Origin of the sequence: Nonomuraea salmonea, from assembly GCF_042428605.1 — a bacterium.
Taxonomy (GTDB): Bacteria; Actinomycetota; Actinomycetes; order Streptosporangiales; family Streptosporangiaceae; genus Nonomuraea; species Nonomuraea salmonea.
In genome coordinates this window covers 888,603-908,415 of record NZ_JBHMCF010000003.1, presented here as the reverse complement: position 1 = coordinate 908,415, position 19,813 = coordinate 888,603, and the positions used below count along the sequence as shown (strand labels likewise).

Annotated in this window: 19 protein-coding genes and 1 pseudogene; 14 read left to right on the top strand and 6 right to left on the bottom strand. The window is 71.6% G+C overall.

From position 1 onward, the window contains the following. Positions 1-322 precede the first annotated feature (322 nt). The gene (locus ACFFR3_RS05285; RefSeq protein ID WP_364364810.1) at positions 323-1,174 is read left to right on the top strand and encodes a bifunctional methylenetetrahydrofolate dehydrogenase/methenyltetrahydrofolate cyclohydrolase; all 852 of its coding nucleotides are present in this window, start codon (positions 323-325) and stop codon (positions 1,172-1,174) included. Between the two features lie 158 nt (positions 1,175-1,332). On the opposite strand, the gene ACFFR3_RS05280 is transcribed toward ACFFR3_RS05285, so the two are convergent. Further along, positions 1,333-1,929, bottom strand: coding sequence for a DJ-1/PfpI family protein (locus tag ACFFR3_RS05280; protein WP_379482676.1), 597 nt, complete (start codon positions 1,927-1,929; stop codon positions 1,333-1,335). A 60-nt stretch (positions 1,930-1,989) separates the two neighbouring features. Between ACFFR3_RS05280 and ACFFR3_RS05275 the strand changes: the two are divergent. Then, positions 1,990-2,721: pseudogene (locus ACFFR3_RS05275) on the top strand (imine reductase family protein); the annotation flags it as partial. Positions 2,722-2,742: 21 nt separating this feature from the next. On the opposite strand, the gene ACFFR3_RS05270 reads toward ACFFR3_RS05275, so the two are convergent. Beyond that, a complete protein-coding gene (locus ACFFR3_RS05270; RefSeq protein WP_379482675.1) occupies positions 2,743-3,177 on the bottom strand; it encodes a GNAT family N-acetyltransferase in 435 nt (144 codons plus the stop codon). A gap of 145 nt (positions 3,178-3,322) precedes the next feature. Continuing rightward, the gene (locus tag ACFFR3_RS05265; RefSeq protein WP_379482674.1) at positions 3,323-4,093 is read right to left on the bottom strand and encodes an IclR family transcriptional regulator domain-containing protein; all 771 of its coding nucleotides are present in this window, start codon (positions 4,091-4,093) and stop codon (positions 3,323-3,325) included. 104 nt (positions 4,094-4,197) lie between these two features. On the opposite strand from ACFFR3_RS05265, the gene ACFFR3_RS05260 reads away from it, so the two are divergent. The 6 genes from ACFFR3_RS05260 to ACFFR3_RS05235 are packed head-to-tail and all read left to right on the top strand — an operon-like array spanning position 4,198 to position 10,560. Then, a complete protein-coding gene (locus tag ACFFR3_RS05260; RefSeq protein ID WP_379482673.1) occupies positions 4,198-5,142 on the top strand; it encodes an ABC transporter substrate-binding protein in 945 nt (314 codons plus the stop codon). Next, on the top strand, positions 5,139-5,996 hold the full coding sequence (locus ACFFR3_RS05255; protein ID WP_345396013.1) for an ABC transporter permease: 858 nt from the start codon (positions 5,139-5,141) through the stop codon (positions 5,994-5,996). The genes ACFFR3_RS05260 and ACFFR3_RS05255 overlap by 4 nt, the downstream gene beginning before the upstream one ends. Beyond that, complete coding sequence (locus tag ACFFR3_RS05250) at positions 5,993-6,742, top strand: ABC transporter permease (RefSeq protein ID WP_364364830.1); 750 nt, start codon at positions 5,993-5,995, stop codon at positions 6,740-6,742. Before ACFFR3_RS05255 ends, ACFFR3_RS05250 begins: the two co-directional genes overlap by 4 nt. Further along, the gene (locus tag ACFFR3_RS05245) at positions 6,735-7,505 is read left to right on the top strand and encodes an ABC transporter ATP-binding protein (RefSeq protein ID WP_345409530.1); all 771 of its coding nucleotides are present in this window, start codon (positions 6,735-6,737) and stop codon (positions 7,503-7,505) included. The genes ACFFR3_RS05250 and ACFFR3_RS05245 overlap by 8 nt, the downstream gene beginning before the upstream one ends. Further along, a complete protein-coding gene (locus ACFFR3_RS05240; protein WP_379482672.1) occupies positions 7,502-9,088 on the top strand; it encodes a thiamine pyrophosphate-dependent enzyme in 1,587 nt (528 codons plus the stop codon). Before ACFFR3_RS05245 ends, ACFFR3_RS05240 begins: the two co-directional genes overlap by 4 nt. A gap of 11 nt (positions 9,089-9,099) precedes the next feature. Further along, entirely contained in the window at positions 9,100-10,560 is a 1,461-nt protein-coding gene (locus tag ACFFR3_RS05235; RefSeq protein WP_364364836.1) for a benzaldehyde dehydrogenase, read from the top strand. Here the strand turns inward: ACFFR3_RS05235 and ACFFR3_RS05230 are convergent. Together ACFFR3_RS05230 and ACFFR3_RS05225 are read right to left on the bottom strand one after the other, a co-directional pair. Next, positions 10,557-11,417 carry a MurR/RpiR family transcriptional regulator gene (locus tag ACFFR3_RS05230; protein WP_364364839.1) on the bottom strand — a complete coding sequence of 287 codons (861 nt, stop codon included), beginning with the start codon at positions 11,415-11,417 and terminating at the stop codon, positions 10,557-10,559. The two genes, ACFFR3_RS05235 and ACFFR3_RS05230, sit on opposite strands and share 4 nt — an antisense overlap. Beyond that, the gene (locus tag ACFFR3_RS05225; RefSeq protein WP_345396025.1) at positions 11,414-12,844 is read right to left on the bottom strand and encodes a glycoside hydrolase family 3 N-terminal domain-containing protein; all 1,431 of its coding nucleotides are present in this window, start codon (positions 12,842-12,844) and stop codon (positions 11,414-11,416) included. The genes ACFFR3_RS05230 and ACFFR3_RS05225 overlap by 4 nt, the downstream gene beginning before the upstream one ends. A gap of 86 nt (positions 12,845-12,930) precedes the next feature. Here ACFFR3_RS05225 and ACFFR3_RS05220 point away from each other — a divergent pair, with 86 nt between their 5' ends. After that, complete coding sequence (locus ACFFR3_RS05220; RefSeq protein ID WP_345396028.1) at positions 12,931-14,460, top strand: glycoside hydrolase family 10-like protein; 1,530 nt, start codon at positions 12,931-12,933, stop codon at positions 14,458-14,460. 162 nt (positions 14,461-14,622) lie between these two features. On the opposite strand, the gene ACFFR3_RS05215 is transcribed toward ACFFR3_RS05220, so the two are convergent. After that, positions 14,623-15,270, bottom strand: coding sequence for an FHA domain-containing protein (locus tag ACFFR3_RS05215; protein ID WP_345396031.1), 648 nt, complete (start codon positions 15,268-15,270; stop codon positions 14,623-14,625). 181 nt (positions 15,271-15,451) lie between these two features. Here ACFFR3_RS05215 and ACFFR3_RS05210 point away from each other — a divergent pair, with 181 nt between their 5' ends. From ACFFR3_RS05210 to ACFFR3_RS05190, 5 genes are all read left to right on the top strand, one after another. Next, the gene (locus ACFFR3_RS05210; RefSeq protein ID WP_379482671.1) at positions 15,452-16,573 is read left to right on the top strand and encodes a citrate/2-methylcitrate synthase; all 1,122 of its coding nucleotides are present in this window, start codon (positions 15,452-15,454) and stop codon (positions 16,571-16,573) included. Beyond that, positions 16,570-16,869 (top strand): DUF3017 domain-containing protein, encoded by a 300-nt coding sequence (locus tag ACFFR3_RS05205; protein ID WP_364364851.1) that lies wholly within the window; start codon positions 16,570-16,572, stop codon positions 16,867-16,869. Before ACFFR3_RS05210 ends, ACFFR3_RS05205 begins: the two co-directional genes overlap by 4 nt. Before the next feature lie 53 nt (positions 16,870-16,922). Next, on the top strand, positions 16,923-18,140 hold the full coding sequence (locus ACFFR3_RS05200; protein WP_364364854.1) for an NADP-dependent isocitrate dehydrogenase: 1,218 nt from the start codon (positions 16,923-16,925) through the stop codon (positions 18,138-18,140). A gap of 85 nt (positions 18,141-18,225) precedes the next feature. Beyond that, the gene (locus ACFFR3_RS05195) at positions 18,226-18,525 is read left to right on the top strand and encodes a hypothetical protein (protein ID WP_379482670.1); all 300 of its coding nucleotides are present in this window, start codon (positions 18,226-18,228) and stop codon (positions 18,523-18,525) included. Between the two features lie 185 nt (positions 18,526-18,710). Further along, positions 18,711-19,739, top strand: coding sequence for a polysaccharide deacetylase family protein (locus tag ACFFR3_RS05190; protein WP_379482669.1), 1,029 nt, complete (start codon positions 18,711-18,713; stop codon positions 19,737-19,739). Positions 19,740-19,813 lie beyond the last annotated feature (74 nt).

Here is a 19,813-nt window from a genome sequence, read left to right as displayed (position 1 = left end):
TGGATAACCCGCCCCGGCCGCTCGTGGCCTGTGGATAAGTCACCGGGAATGACGGCAACCGGTACACCACGAACGGACGGCGTCCCGCCGGTGCAGGCCGCTTTGGGCGGCCGTCCCTGGGAGTCGGTCGCCACCACTTCGTGGCGCGGGACGGTGGCGCGGGACGGTGGCGCGGGACGGTGGCGCGGGGGTGGTTGGCTTCGGGACCGGGGCAGGGCATTTCGGTGGTGGCGCGGGGGGTGGTCGGGCTGTGGGGTTGGCGGCCGTGGCCGGGGGTGTGGGGTGGTGCGGGGGAGGTCAGGGGGCATGACAGGATTGCGGCATGAGCGCTGTGAAACTCGATGGCAAGGCCACCGCCGCAAAGATCAAGGCAGATCTCACCAAGCGGGTGGCCGCGCTCAAAGAACGCGGGATCACGCCCGGCCTGGGCACCGTTCTGGTGGGGGACGACCCCGGCAGCCAGATCTACGTCGCGGGCAAGCACCGCGACTGCGCGGAGGTGGGCATCGCCTCCATCCGCGTCGATCTGCCGGCCACCGCGTCCCAGACCGACGTCGAGGCGGCCATCGACGAGCTCAACGCCTCACCGGCGTGCACCGGCTACATCGTGCAGCTCCCCCTGCCCAAGCACCTCGACACGATGGCGCTGCTGGAGCGCATCGACCCGGCCAAGGACGCCGACGGGCTGCACCCGGTCAACCTCGGCCGTCTCGTGCACATGGTGGACGCGCCGCTGCCCTGCACGCCGCACGGCATCGTGCTGCTGCTGCGCGAGTACGGCGTGCCGATCAAGGGGGCTGAGGTCGCCGTGGTCGGCCGCGGCATCACGGTGGGGCGCTCGCTCGGGCTGCTGCTGACCCGGCGCAGCGAGAACGCCACGGTGACCCTGTGCCACACCGGCACCCAGGACCTCGCCTCGCATGTACGGCGGGCCGACATCGTCGTGGCGGCGGCCGGCGTGCCCGAGCTGATCACGCGCGACATGGTCAAGCCGGGGGCCGCCGTTCTCGACGTCGGGGTCTCCCGGGTGGCGGGCAAGATCGCCGGGGACGTGGCTCCGGACGTCGAGGAGGTCGCCGGTTACCTCACGCCCAACCCGGGCGGCGTCGGCCCGATGACCCGCGCCCTGCTCCTCGCCAACGTCGTCGAAGCCGCCGAACGCCAGCTCGTCTAACCCCGCCGGCCGTTGGTGCGGGCCTGCTGCCGGCACCTCTGGCCCGCCCTGGGCCCACCCCAGGCCGCCCCGGGCCCGGAGTCCATGGGGGTGGAGCAGCCATTTCATGGGGCTGGTGCCGGTCGCCGCCCGCAGGTTGCGGTGGAAGCTGCGTACGCTCATCCCCGCCCGGGCGGCCAGGTCCTCGACGGTGAGCGGGGCGTCGAGGTGCTCCAGCGCCCAGTGCAGGACGGGGGCGACCCGTCGTCGGTCACATCGACGGCGCGCTCCACGAACTGGGCCTGGCCGCCCGGCCGGTGGGCGGGCACCACGAGGCGGCGGGCGAGCTGGTTGGCCACCCGCGCGCCAAGGTCGCGGCGGACGATGTGCAGGCACAGGTCGAGCCCGCCGCTGAGCCCGGCGGTGGTGAGCACGTCGCCGTCGTCGACGTACAGAACCGAGTCGTCCACCCGCACCTGCGGGTACCGCTCGGCCAGCTCGCGGGTGTGCTCCCAATGGGCGGTGGCGGGACGGCCGTCGAGGAGGCCCGCGGCGGCGAGCGCGAACACGCCGTTGCAGAGCGAGACCATCCGCGCGCCCGCGCCGCCCGCGCGGCGGAGGGCGTCGAGCAGTTCCGGGGACAGGTCGCGCTCGCCCCGCAGGTACGCCTCCGGCACGACCGGGACGATCACCGTGTCCGCCCGCTCCAGCTCCTCCAGCCCGTACGGCGCGTTGCAGGTGAACCCCGGCACCGAGGAGGTCGTCCCGGGGCGCATCCCGACTGAAGGCGGGCCACCCCCCGACCACCTGGAACCGCACGTCGGGGCAGGGCGCGGGCCCTGGTCGAGGCGGGCGCGAGCGAGGCTCCGACGGTGGGTGCCGCCGTCGCCGCCGCCCCGCTCGTCATCGTCTGCGTACGGGACTACGACGCCGTACGCGACCTGCTGGCCCCGGCGGAGACGGAGCTGTCCGGCAGCGCCCTGGTGAACCTCACCTCGGGCGCGTCCGACGAGGCCCGCACGATGGCCGGCTGGGCGGCGGAACGCGGGGCCGAGTACCTGGACGGGGCGATCATGATGACCCCGCCCGGCATCGGCGCGCCGGAGACGGTCATCCTGTACGGAGGCCCGTCCGCCGCGTACGAGGCGTACGAGCGGACCCTGCGGGTGCTGGGCGGCGGCACCACGCTGATCAGCACCGACGTCGGCCTCCCGTCGCTGTACGACGTCGCGCTGCTCGGGGTCATGTGGTCGACGTTCAACGGCTTCACGCACGGCGCGGCGCTCCTGGGCACCGAGAAGATCGCGGTCACCGACTTCCTGCCGATGGCCACGGACTGGCTGAAGGGGGTGGCGTCGTTCCTGACGGCCTACGCCCACCAGATCGACGCGGACTCCTTCGCCGCCGACGACGCCACCCTGGAGACCCAGGTCCCGCCGGTCCGGCACCTCATCCACGAGAGCCGGATGCGCGGCATCGACGCCACCATGGCGGAGTGCACCGGCGAGCTGCTCGCCGAGGCGATCGACCGCGGGCACGCCCTCGGCAGCTACGCCCGCGTCATCGACCACTTCCGGAGGTGGGCGCCGTCAGGGGCTCGTGTAGTGGTGGAGGAGGGCGGGTTCGCCGGCGGCGTTGAGCCACCGGCCACGGGTGGTGCCGGTGTGGCGCCAGCCCGTTCGTTCGTACAGGGCGATGGCGGTGGTGCCCTCTGAGGAGACCTCCAGCTTGAGCGGGCCGGGGGTGGCGGCGCGGACGGCGTCGAGGAGGTGGGCGGCCAGGCCGCGGCCGCGCGCGGCCGGGGTGACGAAAAGGCGGACGATCTCCGCGTCCCGGGTGAGGCCGACGTGCCCGAGGACAGCGCCGTCCTCGACCGCGACCCAGGCCGATGTCAGGTCGGAGGGGGTGAGCCACCCACCGGGGTCGCTCGGCCAGTCGACGGGGTAGCGGTCGGTGGCCTGGACCTGGGCGAGCGCCTCCACGCAGGCGTCCAGGTCGGCGGGCAGGCGAAGACGGATGTGCATGCGGGCCAGGGTACGGCCGCGCGCCGGGCGCCCGTTCGCGGGGTCAGGGGAGGAAAGTGCCGCCACCCTGATGCGGAGCCAGGCGCGCCGCGCGTCCAAGGCGCGGCGGGTCAAGTGGGGGTCACGGACAGCGAGGCGCGGCGGGTCAGGTGGGGGTCACGGACAGCGAGGCCAGGTCGGACTCGATCTTGGTGGCCGTGGCCAGCAGGGGCGGAAGGAGGTCGCGGCGTACGGCCTGCAGGCTCGTACGGCTGGCGTGCGTCGACACGTTCACCGCCGCCACCGTCCGCCCCGACCGGTCCCTGATGGGCGCCGCGATCGACCGCAACCCCTCCTCCAGCTCCTGGTCCACCATCGCCCACCCGCGCCTCCGCACCTCGTCGAGCTCGGCCCGCAAGGCGGCGGGCAGGACGATGGTGCGGGAGGTGAGCCGGCGAAGCTCGGCCCGCTCCACGTAGGCGTCCAGCTCGGCGGCGGGCAGCCCGGCGAGCAGCACCCGCCCCATCGAGGTGCAGTACGCAGGGAAGCGAGTGCCGATGCTGATCGTGACGCGCATGATCCGGGCGGTGGCCACCCGCGCCACGTAAACGACGTCCTCTCCGTCCAGCACGGCGACGGAGGCGGACTCGCGGACCTCGGCGGCGAGCCGTTCGAGATGGGGGTCGGCGACCTCGGGCAGGGACAGGCTGGACAGGTAGGCGTAGCCGAGCTCCAGCACCCGTGGCGTGAGCGCGAACAGCCGCCCGTCGCTGCGCACGTAGCCCAGGTCGGTCAGCGTGATGAGGAACCGCCTGGCCGCCGCCCTGCTCAGCCCGGTCGCGCGGGCCACCTGGCTGAGCGTCAGCTCGGGCTGGGCGGCGCTGAACGCCCGGATCACCGCGAGCCCCCTGGCGAGCGACTGCACGTGATCGACCATGAGCTGCCCCCTTGACAGCGGCGGGCAAGAGCGTAGCTTCCGCGATACGGGGTCGTTCGGTCAGAGAATACCTGTGCGCAGAGCGAACAGAAAGAGGAGCAGTCGTGCGTCGCGCTCTTGTGATCCTCACCTGCACCGCCGCACTCGTGACAGCCTGTGGCACCTCAGAACCGGCCGGAGAATCCACCGGCACCGGCCCCGCCAAGGTCAACGCGGGCGTCATCGCCATCGTCGACACCGCGCCGATCCACCTCGGCAAGGCCAAGGGCTTCTTCACCGAGCAGGGCATAGACCTCACCATCACCCCGGTCGCGGGCGGCGCCGCCTCGGTGTCGGGGGTGGTGAGCGGGCAGTTCCAGTTCGCCTTCGGCAACACCACGTCGCTGCTGACCGCCAAGCAGCAGGGCCTGGACGTGAAGGTGGTGGCGAACGGCGTCTCCTCGACGGGCGAGCAGGGCGAGGACTTCAGCGCGGTGCTGGTCAAGCCGGACAGCCCGATCAGGACGGCCAAGGACCTGGCGGGCAAGAAGATCTCGGTCAACCAGCTCAAGAACATCGGCGACACGACCGTACGCGCGTCCGTGCGCAAGGCCGGCGGCGATCCGAGCGGCATCGAGTTCGTCGAGCTGCCCTTCCCCGACGCGCCCGCCGCGCTGCAGGGCGACCGGGTGGACGCGATCTGGGTGGTCGAGCCGTTCGTCAGCCAGGCCATCAGCCAGGGTGCCCGCCCGGTGGCGTGGAACTTCGCCGACGCCGCCCCCGACCTGACCGTGGCCATGTACTTCACCACCGGCCGCACCGACGCCGACCTGACCCGCCGCTTCACCGCCGCGATGCGCAGGTCCCTGGAGTACGCCGACGGCCACCCCGACGAGGTGCGCGAGGTGCTGAAGACGTACACGAAGATCGCGCCTGAGGTGATCGCACAGATCAAGCTGCCGAAGTGGCCGGTCGAGGTGAACAGGGCGTCCGTGCAGACCATCGCGGACCTGGCGCTGGCCGACGGGGTGCTGCAGGACGAGGTGGACGTCTCGGAGCTGGTGCCGTGAGGGGCGCCAGGCTCGGGCACGGCGCCGCGGGTCCGACCGGCCTGCCCGCCAGGCTCGGGCACGGCGCCGCGGGTCCGACCGGCCTGCCCGCCCGGCTCGCGTACGGCGCCGCGGGCCTGACCGGGCTGCTGCTCCTGGCGGAGGCGGTGCCCAGGCTGGGCCTGGTGGACGAGCGGTTCCTGCCGCCCGCCACGGTCATCCTCGGCACGCTGGCCGGGCAGCTCGCCACCGCCGAGCTGTGGATCGCGCTGGCCGAGACCCTGCGCGGCTGGGCGATCGGGCTGGCGCTGGCGTTCTGCGCGGCGGTCGGCGCGGGCGTGCTGATCGGCGTGGTGCCGGGGCTGCGCGCGCTGACGAACTCGACGGTGGAGTTCCTGCGGCCGATCCCGTCGGTCGCGCTGGTGCCGCTGGCGACGCTGCTGTTCGGGCCCTCGCTGGGCTCGACGCTGCTGCTCGTCGTCTACGCCGCGTTCTGGCAGGTGCTCATCCAGGTCCTGTACGGCGTCGCCGCCGTGGACGCGGTCGCCTACGACACGGCCAGGTCGTACGGATTGTCGGCCTGGTCGCGCATCAGGCACCTGGTGTGGCCGACCGCGCTGCCGTACGTCATGACCGGACTCAGGCTGGCGGCGGCGGTGGCGTTCATCCTGGCGGTGACGGCGGAGCTGGTCATCGGCAGCCCTGGGCTGGGCGCGGAGATCCAGGTCGCGCAGAGCAGCGGCGCGGTGCCGGCCGTGTACGCGCTGATCGTGCTGTCCGGCCTGGTCGGCATCGCGGTCAACGCGGCCGTACGGCTGCTGGAGCGCCGGGTGCTGGCCTGGCATCCCGCCGTGCGCTCGGAGGTGGCCGCGTGAAGGTGATCAGGCTGCTGGCGCTGCCCGCGCTGCTGGTGCTGGCCTGGTGGGCGGTCGGCGGGGCGACGTTCTACCTGCCGGGGCCGGCCGCGGTGGGCCGGGCGTTCGCCGAGACGTGGTTCTCCGAGCGGCTGACCGAGGACGTGCTGCCGTCGGTCGGCCGGCTGCTCGCGGGCTACGCCGTGGCCGGGCTGCTCGGCGTCGGCCTGGGCGTGCCCATCGGGCTGTCGCGGCGGCTGCGGGCGACGCTGGAGCCGGTGCTGGAGTTCTTCCGCGCGATCCCGCCGCCGGTGCTGGTGCCGTTGATCATGCTGCTGGCGGGCATCGACACGCCGATGAAGGTGCTGGTCATCGTCTCGGGCTGCCTCTGGCCGATCCTGCTCAACACCGTGGAGGGCGTCCGCGCGCTGGACGAGGTGCTCGCCGACACCTGCCGCATGTACGGCGTGCGCGGCGCCTCCAGGATGCGGCGTTTCGTGCTGCGCGGCGCGAGCCCGCAGATCATGACCGGGCTGCGGCAGGCGCTGTCGATCGGCATCATCCTCATGGTCATCAGCGAGATGTTCGCCAGCTCCAGCGGCCTCGGGTTCACGATCGTGCTGTTCCAGCGGCAGTTCCAGATCGCCGAGATGTGGAGCGGCATCCTGCTGCTCGGGCTGCTGGGCCTCGGGCTGTCGGCGCTGTTCCGCGTGGTGGAGCGACGGGTGCTGGCCTGGTACCACGGGGGTGGAGCGGCCCGTGCTTGAGATCTCCGGCCTGCACAAGGTCTACGCGAGCCCCGGTCGCAGGGTCGAGGCGATCGGCGAGGTGACGTTCGAGGTCGGCGCGGGGGAGCTGGTCTGCGTGGTCGGCCCGTCGGGCTGCGGCAAGACGACGCTGCTGCGCTGCGTGGCCGGGCTGCTGCCGCCGACCGGCGGCGAGGTGCGGGTGGCCGGCGTGCAGGTGACGGGCCCGCCGCCGCGCATGGCCGTGGTCTTCCAGGAGTACGCCCGCAGCCTCTTCCCCTGGATGACCGTGCGCCAGAACGTCGAGCTGCCGCTGAAGGAGAAGCGGCTGCCCGCGGCCAGGCGGCGGGAGCTGGTCGCCGAGTCGCTGGCGGCGGTCGGGCTGTCCGACGCCGCTGACGCGCATCCCTGGCAGCTGTCCGGCGGCATGCAGCAGCGGGTGGCGATCGCGCGGGCGGTCGCGTACGAGCCGCAGGTGCTGCTCATGGACGAGCCGTTCGCCGCCGTGGACGCCCAGACCAGGGCGGACCTGGAGGACCTCATCCTGCGGTTGTGGCGCGACCTCGGCGTCACCACGCTCTTCGTCACCCACGACATCGACGAGGCCGTCTACCTCGGCCGGCGCGTGATCGTGCTCTCATCGTCCCCGACCACGGTCATGGAGGACCTCAAGATCGACCTGCCGCCGGAACGCGACCAGCTCACCACCCGGTCGCTGCCGCGTTTCGGCGAGCTGCGCGGGCACGTCTACCGGCAGATCCAGCGGGCGAGGGGAGAACGATGACCACCGTCAAGGACGCCGTCTTCGACGTGCTGCGCCGCCACGGGCTGACCACGCTGTTCTGCAACCCGGGCTCCACCGAGGTGGCGCTGCTCACGGGACTGCCCGACGACCTGCGCTTCGTGCTGGCCCTGCACGAGGGCTCGGTCGTCGGCATGGCCACCGGCTGGGCGATCGGGCGCGACGCGCCCGCGCTCGCCGTGCTGCACACCACCGCCGGGCTGGGCAACGCCGTCGGCGCCATCGCGACCGCGCGCGAGAACCGGGCGCCGCTCGTCGTGCTCGTCGGGCAGCAGGACCGCCGGCACCTGGCGCTTGAGCCGTTCCTGACCGGGCGGCTCGCGGGGCTGGCGGGCGACTATCCGGTACGGGTCGACCAGCCCGTACGCGCCCAGGACGTGCCAGGAGCGGTCGCCAGGGCCGTGCACGAGGCGCGCACCCACCGGGGGCCCGCGCTGGTCGTGGTGCCGTTGGACGACTGGGACGCGCCCTTCGAAGGGGAGATCATGGCCGCGCCGGCCAGGCTCGTGCGGCCCGCGTCGGTGGTGGACGCCGAGCTGGGCCCGTTGGTGGAGCTGCTGGCCGGGGCCGAGAGGCCGGCGATCGTGGCGGGCGCGGGGGTGCGCGACGGGTGGGACGCGCTAGTGGCGCTGGCCGAGCGGCTGGGGTGCCCGGTGCACCAGGAGTCGTTCGGCGGCCGGGCCGGGTTTCCCCAGGACCATCCCCAGTACGCCGGCGTGCTGCCCGCCGACCGGGCCAGGCTGCGGGAGCGGCTGGCGGCGTACGACGTGGTGCTGGCCGTGGGGGCGCCGGTGTTCCGCCAGTATCCGTACGTGCCGGGGCCGCTGGTGCCGCCCGGCACCGCCGTCGCGCTGGTCACCGACGATCCGGCCGAGGCCCACCGCAGCCCGGCCGACCTGGCCGTCCTGGCCGCGCCGCAAGCCGTCTGCGCCCGCCTGACCGCCCTGCTCCCGCAGCGGCCACGCGCCACGAGCAACCGGCCTGAAGCACAGGAGCACACCACGAACGGCCCGCTCCAGCCCGCCGACGTGCTGCGCGAGCTGGCGCTGCGGCTGCCCGCCGACGCCGCGCTCATCGAGGAGACTCCCTCGGCCCGCCCCGACCTGCACCGCCTCGTCCCCGCCAGGACCTCGCTCGGCTTCCTGTCGGCCGCGATGGGCGGGCTCGGGTTCGCGCTGCCCGCCGCCGTGGGGCTGAAGATGGCGCTGCCCGACCGGCCGGTGGTGGCCGTGGTCGGCGACGGCTCCGCGCTCTACGGCCTGCACGCCCTGTGGAGCGCCGCCCACTACCGGGTGGGCGCCCTGTTCGTGGTGCTGGCCAACGGCAGGTACGCGATCATGGACCGGCTCGCCGAGCAGCACGGCGGCGGCAAGGCGCCGTGGCCGGCGTTCGACGAGATCGACATGGGCGCGCTGGCCAGGTCGCTCGGCTGCCCGGCCGTCACGATCGGCTCGCACGCCGAGCTGACCGCGGCCCTCGATGACATCATGCCCGTACTGCCCGGCCGCGACAGCCCCCTGCTGCTCGACGTCGCCGTGGCGGTCGATCCGCGGTTCCAGCCCTGAGGAGGCACACCATGACGTTCTTAGACCCGAAGACGTGGACGGGGTCGATCTTCGACGGGAGCTGGACGGCCGCGCGGGCCGGTGAGGCCCCCGTCATCGAGCCCGCGACGGGCAACGAGCTGGGCAGGGCGGGCACGGCCGGCGCCGAGGACGTGGCGGCCGCCGCCGTACGCGCCAGGCAGGAGCAGCGGGCCTGGGCGGCGACCTCGTACGAGGAGCGGGCCGCCCTGCTGCGCCGCGCGGGCAGGCTGTTCGAGGAGCACGCCCAGGAGATCCAGGACTGGATCGTCAGGGAGTCCGGCGGGGTGCCGGGCAAGGCCGGGTTCGAGACGCACGTGGCCGCCCAGGAGTGCTACGAGGCGGCGGCGCTGGCCAGCCAGCCGGTCGGCGAGATGCTGCCCACGGCGCGCAAGCGGCTCAGCTTCGCCCGCCGGGTGCCGGCCGGCGTGGTGGGCGTGATCGCGCCGTTCAACTTCCCGCTCATCCTCGGCATCAGGTCGGTCGCCCCTGCCCTGGCGCTGGGCAACGCGGTGGTGTTCAAGCCCGACCAGCGCACCGCCGTCTGCGGCGGCTACGCCATCGCCCGCGTCTTCGAGGAGGCGGGGCTGCCTCCTGGACTGCTGCACGTGCTGCCCGGCGGGCCGGAGGCCGGGCAGGCGCTGGTCGCCGACCCGAACATCCCCGTCATCTCCTTCACCGGCTCGACCGCGGCGGGGCGCAAGGTCGGCGAGGCGGCGGCCCGCTCGCTCAAGCGGGTGCACCTGGAGCTGGGCGGCAACTCGGCGCTGGTGATCTTCGACGACGCCGACCTGGACGCCGCGGCCTCGGCGGGCGCGTGGGCGTCGTTCTTCCACCAGGGCCAGATCTGCATGACCTCGGGACGCCACCTCGTGCACGAGTCGGTGGCCGCCGAGTACGTCGAGCGCCTGGCGGCCAAGGCCGACGGGCTGCCGGTCGGCGACCCGGCCACCGGTCAGGTCGCGCTCGGCCCGCTCATCGACGCCGGGCAGCGCGACCGCGTGCACCGCCTGGTCACCGAGAGCGTGACGGCCGGGGCCAGGCTGGCGGCGGGCGGCTCGTACGAGGGGCTGTTCTACCGGCCGACGGTGCTGGCCGAGGTGCCGGTGCGGGCGCCCGCGTACGCGGAGGAGGTGTTCGGCCCGGTGGCGCCTGTCGCCACGTTCGCCACCCTGGAGGAGGCGGCGGCGCTGGCGGCCGACTCCGAGTACGGCCTGTCGCTCGGCATCCTCACCAGGGATGTCATGAAGGGCCTGGCGCTGGCCGAGCAGGTGCCGACCGGCATCGTGCACATCAACGACCAGACCGTGGACGACGAGGCGGTGGCGCCGTTCGGCGGCGTGGGCGCCTCGGGCACCGGCAGCCGCTTCGGCGGCACGGGCGCCAACGTCGACGCCTTCACCGAGACGCAGTGGGTCACGGTGCAGGGCGACATCGCCGGTTACCCGTTCTAGCGGTTGCGGTAGCGGTCGGTGGCCTCTTTGGTGGCGCGGATGGCGGCTTCGGCGGTTTCGTAGCGCCGCTGCGCCAGCCCGACGAAGATGCAGTCCACGATGAGGAGCTGGCTGATCCTGCTGGCCAGCGCGCCCGGGCGGAACGCCGTCTCGCGGCCCGCGGAGACCAGCGTGTGATCGGCCAGCTCCGCCAGCGACGAGCGCGGGTTGTCGGTGATGGCCACCAGCAGGGCGCCCGCCTCTGCGGCGGTGCGGGCCGGCACCAGCACGTCGGGCGTCTCGCCGCTGCAGCTCACCGCCACCACGACGTCGCCGTCGCGGAGCAGGGCCGCGCTGGTCAGCGCGAGGTGGGCGTCGCTGAACGGGTGGCTGGACAGGCCGATGCGCAGCAGTTTCTGCGACATGTCGGTCGCGACCAGGCCCGAGGCGGCGACGCCGTACACGTCGATCCTGCGCGCCTCGGAGATGGCCTTGACGACCTCGCCGAGCCGGTCGGGGTCGAGCTGGGCGGCGGTGTCGGCGAGCGCCTCCGACTCGGCCCGCGCGACCTTGGCGATGACGTCGGTCAGCGGGTCGTCGGGCGCGAGGTCGCCGGGCACCAGCCGCTCGGGCTCCTTGGCGACGGCGGCGGCCAGCGCGAAGCGCATCTGCGAGTATCCGGCGAAGCCGAGGGCCCGCGCGGTGCGCACGATCGTCGCCTCGCTCGTCCCCGACACGGCGCTGAACTCGGTGATCGTGCTGCGCACCACGAGGCCGGGGTCGTCCACGATGAGGCGGGCGATCGACTGCGCGGCGGGGGTGAGCGAGGGCAGGACGGCGCGTACGGACGCCACCGGGTTCGCCGGCTCGACGCTCATCGGGTCATCCACTCGGCCGCGGCCTGGGCCGACACGCGGGAGATGCCGTGCGTATGGACGTGCGTGCCGCCTTCCGGCGTGGCGGGCACGCCGGTGTCCACCACGAACGCGTCGGGGCGGGCGGCCAGGGCCCGCGCGACCGTGTCGCGCACCTGCGGATGTCTGGCCGCGTCGTGCACCACCAGCACCACGGGACGCTCGCCGAACGCGGGCAGCTCGCCGCCCTGCTCCAGCCGTACCCGTGCGGTGCCCGGCAGCAGGGCGGTCAGCGCGGTGGCGACGCCGGTCGGCGTGTCGGCGTCGATGGCCTTGTTGAGCCGGGTGTTGACCTCGACGACCAGCGGGGCGCTCGTCAGCCTGCCGTCGCCGGTCGTGGTGAGCGCGCGGCGGGCGGCGTCCAGGCCGACGCCCTCGTCAAGGTCGCCGTGGGCCTTGGCGCGCAGCTCGGACTGGGCGGCGTACCAGGTGGACAGGGCCCGCACGCGGGCGGCGGCCTCGGCCAGCCGCTCCTCGGCCAGCCGGCCCTCGCGGACCGCCGCGACGATCGCCTCCGCGATCTCGCGCAGGCCGTGCTCGTCGCTCAGGCCGACGCAGACGGCGTCCACGCCGGCGGCGAGCGCGCGTACGGCGATCTCGCCGGGCGGCGCCATGGCGGCCACCGCCCGCATCTCGATCGCGTCGGTGACCAGCATCCCGTCGAAACCGAGCTCGCCCCTCAGGAGCTCGGTCATCACGGTACGGCTGAGCGTCGCGGGCACCGCGGGATCGAGTGCGGGCACGAGCAGGTGGCCTGACATGATCGAGCGCACCCCCGCCTCGATCGCGGCGCGGAACGGCGGCAGGTCGCGCTCCTGGAGCACCTCCCTGGTGGCGTGCACGGTGGGCAGGGCCAGGTGGGAGTCGGTGACCGTGTCGCCGTGCCCGGGGAAGTGCTTGGCGCAGGCGGCCACCCCGGCGCCCTGCACGCCCTCGACGTACGCGGCGGTGTGGCGGGCGACCAGCTCGGCGGCAGGCCCGAACGAGCGCACGCCGATCACGGGGTTGGCCGGGTCGGCGTTCACGTCGGCGGAGGGCGCGTAGTCGAGCGTGATGTCCAGGTCGGCGAGCATCCTGCCGATCTGCCGGCCCACCTGCTCGGTGAGCCGCACGTCGTCCACCACGCCCAGCGCCCTGTTGCCGGGGAAGGAGCTGCCGTCCGCCACTTCGAGCCGGGTGACCGTGCCGCCCTCCTCGTCGATGGCGACGACGACGTCCGGGTTCTCGGCCCGCAACTGGCGAACGAGATCGGCGCCGATGGCGTTGCGGGCGAACAGCACGACGCCGCCCAGACCCTCGCCCAGCGCGCGGCGCAGCCAGTCGGGAGCAGAGGTCCCCTCGAACCCCGGATGCAGCACCGTCATCGCCAGTCTGTACAGGTCACCGCTCATCGGCATTTTCCTTCACGGTTGTTGATCTGAAGGTAATTTTCTGTCATCGTCGCCTTCGATACAACCACTTCCGAGAGGCACCCCCCATGCCCAGCAGAAGGACTCTCCTCAAGGGTCTCGCTCTCGCCGCCGCCGCATCGGCCGTTCCCCTCCCGGCCTTCGCCCAGCCCGGGTACGTGCCCCCGCTGCGCCAGATGCGCGGCATGTGGATCGCGTCGGTGGTCAACATCAACTGGCCGTCGAAGCCGGGACTGACCGCCGAGCAGCAGAAGGCGGAATACCTCGCCTGGCTCGACGTGGCCGTGCAGCGCAAGCTCAACTCGGTGTTCGTGCAGATCAGGCCCACGGCCGACGCGTTCTGGCCGTCGCCGTACGAGCCGTGGTCGCAATATCTCACCGGCACCCAGGGCCAGGACCCCGGCTACGACCCGCTCAAGTTCGCCGTCGAGGAGACGCACAAGCGCGGCCTGGCCTTCCACGCCTGGTTCAACCCCTACCGCGTCTCGATGCAGGCTGACCCGGCCCAGCTGCACCCCGACCACCCCGGGCGCAAGCACCCCGACTGGATCGTGCCGTTCGGCGGCAAGCTCTACTACAACCCCGGCATGCCCGAGGTCAGGAAGTTCTGCCAGGACGCCATGATGGACGCGGTCACCCGCTACGACATCGACGGCCTGCACTTCGACGACTACTTCTACCCGACCAACACCGCCGACTTCGACGACGCGGAAGAGTTCGCCGAGTACGGCGCCGGCTTCCCCGACCTCGCCGCCTGGCGCCGCAACAACGTGGACCTCATGGTCCAGGAGATGCAGCAGCGCGTGCTCAAGGCCAAGCCGGAGATCGCCTGGGGCATCAGCCCGTCCGGCATCTGGCGCAACAAGGGCACCGACCCGCTCGGCTCCGACACCAACGGCGGCCAGTCGTACGACAACCTGCACGCCGACACCCGCGGCTGGGTCAAGAAGGGCTGGCTCGACTACATCGCGCCGCAGCTCTACTGGTACATCGGGCAGCCGCCGGCCGACTACTCCAAGCTCGTGCCGTGGTGGTCCGACGTGGCCGCGGGCACCAAGACGCTGCTGTGGATCGGGCAGGCGGCGTACAAGGCGGGCGACCCGGCGCAGGCGGCCGAGTGGCAGGCGCCGGACGAGCTGTCCAGGCACCTGACGCTCAACCGCGACCACCCCGAGATCGGCGGCGACATCTGGTACAACGCCAACGACGTCAAGGTGGACAGGCTCGCCTCCATCACGACCGCGGTCAACGACCACTACCAGCGGCCCGCGCTCGCGCCGGTGCTGCCCCGGCTCGCGGGCGGCAGGGCGCCGTCGCGGCCGGTGGTGGCGTACGCGCTGCGCCGCCACGGCGGGGTCGAGGTGCGGGCGGTGGCCACCGGGAAGGACGAGCCCTTCCAGTGGGCCGTCTTCCGCTTCGACCGGCCCGCGAACTCCCGCGCCTTCGACGACGCCCGCAACCTGGTCGCCGTCGTGCCGGGCGACCGGCAGCTGCGCTGGGTGGACGCCGAAGGCAAGCGCGGCCACCACTACTACGTCGTCGCGGTGGACCGGGCGAACAGGACCAGCAAGCCCAGCAACGGGTTCAGGGTGATCTGAGAGCGTGCTGCGCCCGGCTGCGTCGCCGGTCGGACCGGCGACGAGCCGCGGCGCCGCCCTGAGCAGGGCGTACGCCGTTGCTCGCGCCCCCCGTAGGGGGTGATGTTCAGGTTCCGACGCTGCCGGAACCCCTCGCCGTGGCCCCGGTCGCGAACCTTGAGACTACGAAGCCCTGCGCCCGGCCGCCGAAGCCTGCTCGGGTGCGGCTCCCGACGACCTCTGCGGTGGCACCACAGGGGTCGGGCGGACCAGCCCGAGCGCGACGACCTCGTTGGCCAGCCGTGTGCGCCGGTTGGTGCCCTCGGGAATCCTGAACTTCTGGTAGAGCCGCAGCAGATGCTGCTTGACCGCGGCCTCGGTCACGACCAGGTCGTCGGCGATCTCGCGTGCCGTCGCCGGAGCGACGAACGCCTCGTCGGACAGCGCCGGCCGGCAGAGCGAGGTCAGCACATCGACCTCGCGCCTGGTCAGCTCGGGTGCCGCCGCCCTGCGCAGCTCGACCTCGGGGGTGAAGTCCTCACGGGGGACTCCACCGATCCGGCCGCGTGCCGCGCCGAAGGAGACGACGTCGCCGTCGTCAAGGACCCTCCGGGCGATCGGCCTGCCGTTCACCCGCGTGCCGTTCCTGGACAGCCCCAGGTCGACGACATACAGGTAGGGTCCTCGTCTGACGAACTCGGCATGGAGTCGAGACACGCTGGGGTCGGTGAGCCGGATGTCTACACCCCGGCCCCTTCCGACCGTCGTGATCTCGGGGCGCAACGGGACCACCTCGCCAGTGTCCTCGATGCGTATGAACGGCCCCTCCACGGCAGTTCCTCCCCAGGTAGCCCGCCGTAACTATTACTACAGCTCCGGCTTACCCAACCGAGGGGATGCGGAATCTCCTTTGCCGAAAGGAGAATCCGTCGTGAAATTGGTCTGGACCTTTGCCGTCGGTTTTGCCTGCTCACGGGTAGACTTCGGGCGGAGATAAGCGGAGGAAACACTCATGGCGGACAAGCCAACGAAAGGTCTGGCCGATGTCGTCGCCGCGTCCACAGCGCTGAGCGACATCGACGGAAAGGCCGGTCGCCTCTTCTACCGTGGATACGACATCCACGACCTGGCCGGCCGCGCGACGTTCGAGGAGACCGCGCACCTGCTCCAACGTGGCAAGCTGCCCACCCGCTCCCAGCTCGACGCCTACGGCGACGAGCTGGCACGGGGCCGCGAGCTGGGCGCCCTGGTGTCCGCGAACATCGCCGAGATCGCCGAGAAACAGAAACCCATGGAGGCGCTGCGCACGCTGGTCTCCCTGGCGGGCGCCGACGACGCCGACAAGGACTCCATCGACCCCGAGGCCAACCTGCGCAAGGCCGCCCGACTGGTGGCCCAGCAACCGCTGCTCGTCGCCCGCTACCACGCCGCGCGCACCGGCTCGGAGGCGCCCGAGCCCGACCCGTCGCTGAGCATCGCCGCCAACTTCCTGCTCCAGGTCACCGGCCGCACCCCCGACCGGCGCGAGGTCGAGATCTTCGACGAGTGCCTGGTGCTGCACGCCGACCACACCATGAACGCCTCCACCTTCGCCGCCCGCGTGTGCGCCGCGACGCTGTCGGACATGCACTCCGCCATCGTCGCCGCCATCGGCACCCTCAAGGGCCCGCTGCACGGCGGGGCGAACGAGCAGGTCATGAAGACACTGGAGTCGCTGTCGCCGGGCGGCGTCGCCCAGGCCGTACGCGACAAGCTCGCCGCCGGCGAGAAGATCATGGGTTTCGGCCACCGCGTCTACAAGACCGAGGACCCCCGCGCCACGCACCTGCGCCGCATGTCCGCCGAGCTCGGCGAGGCCGGCGGCGACGACACGTATTACCGGATGTCGAAGGAGATGGAGGAGGTCGTCTTCGAGACCAAGGGCCTCTATCCCAACGTCGATTTCTACGCCGCTTCCGTTTACCACTACCTTGGCATTCCGACAGACCTGTTCACGCCGGTCTTCTCCGTCAGCCGCATGTCAGGCTGGACGGCTCACGTGATCGAGCAGCACGCCGACAACCGGCTGATCCGCCCCGACAGTGAGTACATCGGTGAGACCGACCAGAAGTGGAAGCCGATAGAAGAGCGTTGAGCAACGGGACCGAACGCGAGACCTGGGGGCCGTACCCGCTGATCCTGGTGGGTGCGGCCGCCGGTGTGCTCGCCATGTTCATCGCCGACCCGCGCTGGGGCGGGTTCGTGCTGGGGGCCGTCATCATGATCGCGGCCGCGCTGCGTTTCGCCGGTTACGGCGGTCAGCTCGCACTCAGGAGCAAGAAGATCGACGTCATCACGCTGTCCGTGTTCGGATTCGTGCTGGTGCTGACCTCGCTCCTTCTCGGTAACAACGAGCTGAAAGCGATCATCCTGTCCCTTTTCGCCCCGTGACCAGACGGTCCGATAGCCTCAACGCATCCATTCATTGAAGGGGAACCATTCGCATGCCCAAGATCAAGGTGGAGGGCCCCGTCGTCGAGCTTGACGGCGACGAGATGACCCGGATCATCTGGCAGTTCATCAAGGACCAGCTGATCCTTCCCTACCTCGACGTCGACCTGAAGTACTACGACCTCGGCATCGAGCACCGCGACGCCACGGACGACCAGGTCACCATCGACGCCGCGAACGCCATCAAGAAGTACGGCGTCGGTGTGAAGTGCGCCACCATCACCCCGGACGAGGCGCGTGTCGAGGAGTTCGGCCTCAAGAAGATGTGGAAGTCCCCCAACGGGACCATCCGCAACATCCTCGGCGGCGTGATCTTCCGCGAGCCGATCATCATGTCCAACGTGCCGCGCCTGGTGCCCGGCTGGACCAAGCCCATCGTGGTCGGCCGTCACGCCTTCGGCGACCAGTACCGCGCGACCGACCTGAAGATCCCCGGTGAGGGCACGCTGACCCTGACGTACACGCCGAAGGACGGCTCCGAGCCGATCGAGCTCGACGTGTACGACTTCCCCGGCGGCGGCGTCGCCATGGCGATGTACAACCTCGACGAGTCGATCCGCGACTTCGCCCGCGCCTCCATGCGCTACGGCCTGGCCCGCAACTACCCGGTCTACCTCTCCACGAAGAACACCATCCTCAAGGCCTACGACGGCCGCTTCAAGGACATCTTCGCCGAGGTCTACGAGACCGAGTTCAAGGCCGACTTCGAGAAGGCCGGCCTCACCTACGAGCACCGCCTCATCGACGACATGGTCGCCGCGGCGCTCAAGTGGGAGGGCGGCTACGTCTGGGCCGCGAAGAACTACGACGGCGACGTCCAGTCCGACACCGTCGCGCAGGGCTTCGGCTCCCTCGGCCTGATGACCTCGGTCCTGATGACCCCCGACGGCAGGACCGTCGAGGCCGAGGCCGCCCACGGCACCGTGACCCGCCACTACCGCCAGCACCAGCAGGGCAAGCCCACCTCCACCAACCCGATCGCCTCGATCTTCGCGTGGACGCGTGGCCTGGCCCACCGCGGCAAGCTCGACGGCACCCCCGCCGTCACCGACTTCGCCGACAAGCTGGAGCAGGTCTGCATCGAGACCGTCGAGAGCGGCCAGATGACCAAGGACCTCGCGCTCCTGGTCGGCGGCGACGCCGCGTGGCTCACCACGCAGGACTTCCTCGCGGCGCTCGACGAGAACCTCAAGAAGAAGATGTCGGCCTAGCCGGAAACGGCCTCTACCTGCGACTACGCCGCATGGTGGGGGCCGTTTCGCATGCCTGGGCCGTCGTCACCCTCGCATGTCAGCAGTGATCGATACGCTCCTGCGCCATGTCGACATCATCTACGTCGCTCGACACGAACACAGCGGCGACCAGGAGCTTCTCGGGCGCGTGCGTATCGCGGTGGTCGCCGAGGCGTTCCGGGAGTTCGTGCACAGCAGACTGCCGCAGGATCTGCCCGCCGACCTCGGTGCGAGCCTCAAGGACGGTGACTTCGCGGTCAACGTCGAACTGCGTCGCGAGCCCACCGAGGACGAGCTTGACCAGCTCAACCGCGTGGTCCAGACCGCCACCGCCGAGTTCCGCCGCCGCGTCTCCGCGAGGTGACATGGAGGTGACATGCAGGAAGGGCCACGGCGGCTGCGTACGGCCTCTGCCTCCCCGGCAGGGGCCGGTCGTTTTGTCGGGCCCGGCGCGTTTTCCCAGCTCTTGACCCCGAGGGCGGCGTGGCGTAGTTGATCACGTGGGTAAGAGCCAGCTCAGAACAGTCGTACGCGTTTCGGGGGGTAAGGATGCGACTGCGTTATCTGAGTGGGCTGGGGGCGCTCATCGCCGCCGCTCTCCTCACGGGCTGCGACTCTCAGCCCGAGACCGCCAAGCTGACCAACAACAAGGTCGACGCGGCGGCCAAGGCCAAGGCGGACAGGGCGGCCAAGGTGAAGCGGGCCGCCGCGGTGAAGGCCAACGAGCTGGGGCAGATCCCGGTGCTGATGTTCCACCGCATCGTGCCCAAGCCGCAGACCACCGACGACCGGTCGCCCCAGCAGTTCAGGGCCGATCTGGAACGCCTGGTGAAAGAGGGCTACGTGCCCGTCTCGGCCGCCGAACTCGTGACCGGCAAGATCGACATCCCGGCCGGCAAGCACCCCGTGGTGCTGACGTTCGACGACTCGTCGCCCTCTCAGCTCACCCTGAACGCGATGGGCGTGCCGCAGAAGGACACCGCGGTGGCGATCCTGAAGGAGGTGGCCGCCGCGCACCCCGGCTGGAAGCCGAAGGCCACCTTCTACGTGACGCGCGACATGTTCGGCAAGACCGTGCGCGAGGAGCAGGCCCAGGCGCTGCTGTGGCTCAAGGACAACGGTTTCGAGCTCGGCAACCACACCCGCGACCACTTCAACCTGCGGGGCCGCTCGCAGAAGGAGGTCGAGGAGCAGATCGGCTCGATCGGCAAGGAGATCGAGGCCCTGTCGTACGTCAAGCCCGTCACCATCGCCCTGCCGTACGGCAACCAGCCGAACAAGAAGAACTGGGCGCTGCGCGGCAAGGCGTACAAGCACGCGGGCGCGTTCCTGGCCGGCTACACCCCGGCACCGGCGCCGTTCAGCAAGGCGTTCGACCCGGCCGGCATCCCGAGGATCAAGGTCATGGAGAAGAAGGGCGACTGCGCCCAGTTCTGCTCCGAGGCGTGGCTCGACTGGCTGAAGAAGAACCCGGACATGCGCTACACCTCCGACGGTGACCCGCGTACGGTGGCGTATCCCAAGTTCAAGGCGCCCTCGCTGCGCAAGGCGTTCGCGACCTGGAGCCTGCCCTACTGATCGGCCTCACCCGCGACCCACGTCAACCCCGGCGCCGGAGATCGGCGCCGGGGCGGGAAAGAGGCGAACCCGTG

Coding starts and splice junctions, on each gene's coding strand:
- ACFFR3_RS05280 (WP_379482676.1), bottom strand. CDS start 1,929: ATGCGCCCCGGGACGACCTCCTCGGTGCCGGGGTTCACCTGCAACGCG.
- ACFFR3_RS05200 (WP_364364854.1), top strand. CDS start 16,923: ATGCCCAAGATCAAGGTGGAGGGCCCCGTCGTCGAGCTTGACGGCGAC.
- ACFFR3_RS05225 (WP_345396025.1), bottom strand. CDS start 12,844: ATGAGCGGTGACCTGTACAGACTGGCGATGACGGTGCTGCATCCGGGG.
- ACFFR3_RS05210 (WP_379482671.1), top strand. CDS start 15,452: ATGGCGGACAAGCCAACGAAAGGTCTGGCCGATGTCGTCGCCGCGTCC.
- ACFFR3_RS05190 (WP_379482669.1), top strand. CDS start 18,711: ATGCGACTGCGTTATCTGAGTGGGCTGGGGGCGCTCATCGCCGCCGCT.
- ACFFR3_RS05235 (WP_364364836.1), top strand. CDS start 9,100: ATGACGTTCTTAGACCCGAAGACGTGGACGGGGTCGATCTTCGACGGG.
- ACFFR3_RS05265 (WP_379482674.1), bottom strand. CDS start 4,093: ATGGTCGATCACGTGCAGTCGCTCGCCAGGGGGCTCGCGGTGATCCGG.
- ACFFR3_RS05270 (WP_379482675.1), bottom strand. CDS start 3,177: ATGCACATCCGTCTTCGCCTGCCCGCCGACCTGGACGCCTGCGTGGAG.
- ACFFR3_RS05285 (WP_364364810.1), top strand. CDS start 323: ATGAGCGCTGTGAAACTCGATGGCAAGGCCACCGCCGCAAAGATCAAG.
- ACFFR3_RS05230 (WP_364364839.1), bottom strand. CDS start 11,417: ATGAGCGTCGAGCCGGCGAACCCGGTGGCGTCCGTACGCGCCGTCCTG.
- ACFFR3_RS05220 (WP_345396028.1), top strand. CDS start 12,931: ATGCCCAGCAGAAGGACTCTCCTCAAGGGTCTCGCTCTCGCCGCCGCC.
- ACFFR3_RS05240 (WP_379482672.1), top strand. CDS start 7,502: ATGACCACCGTCAAGGACGCCGTCTTCGACGTGCTGCGCCGCCACGGG.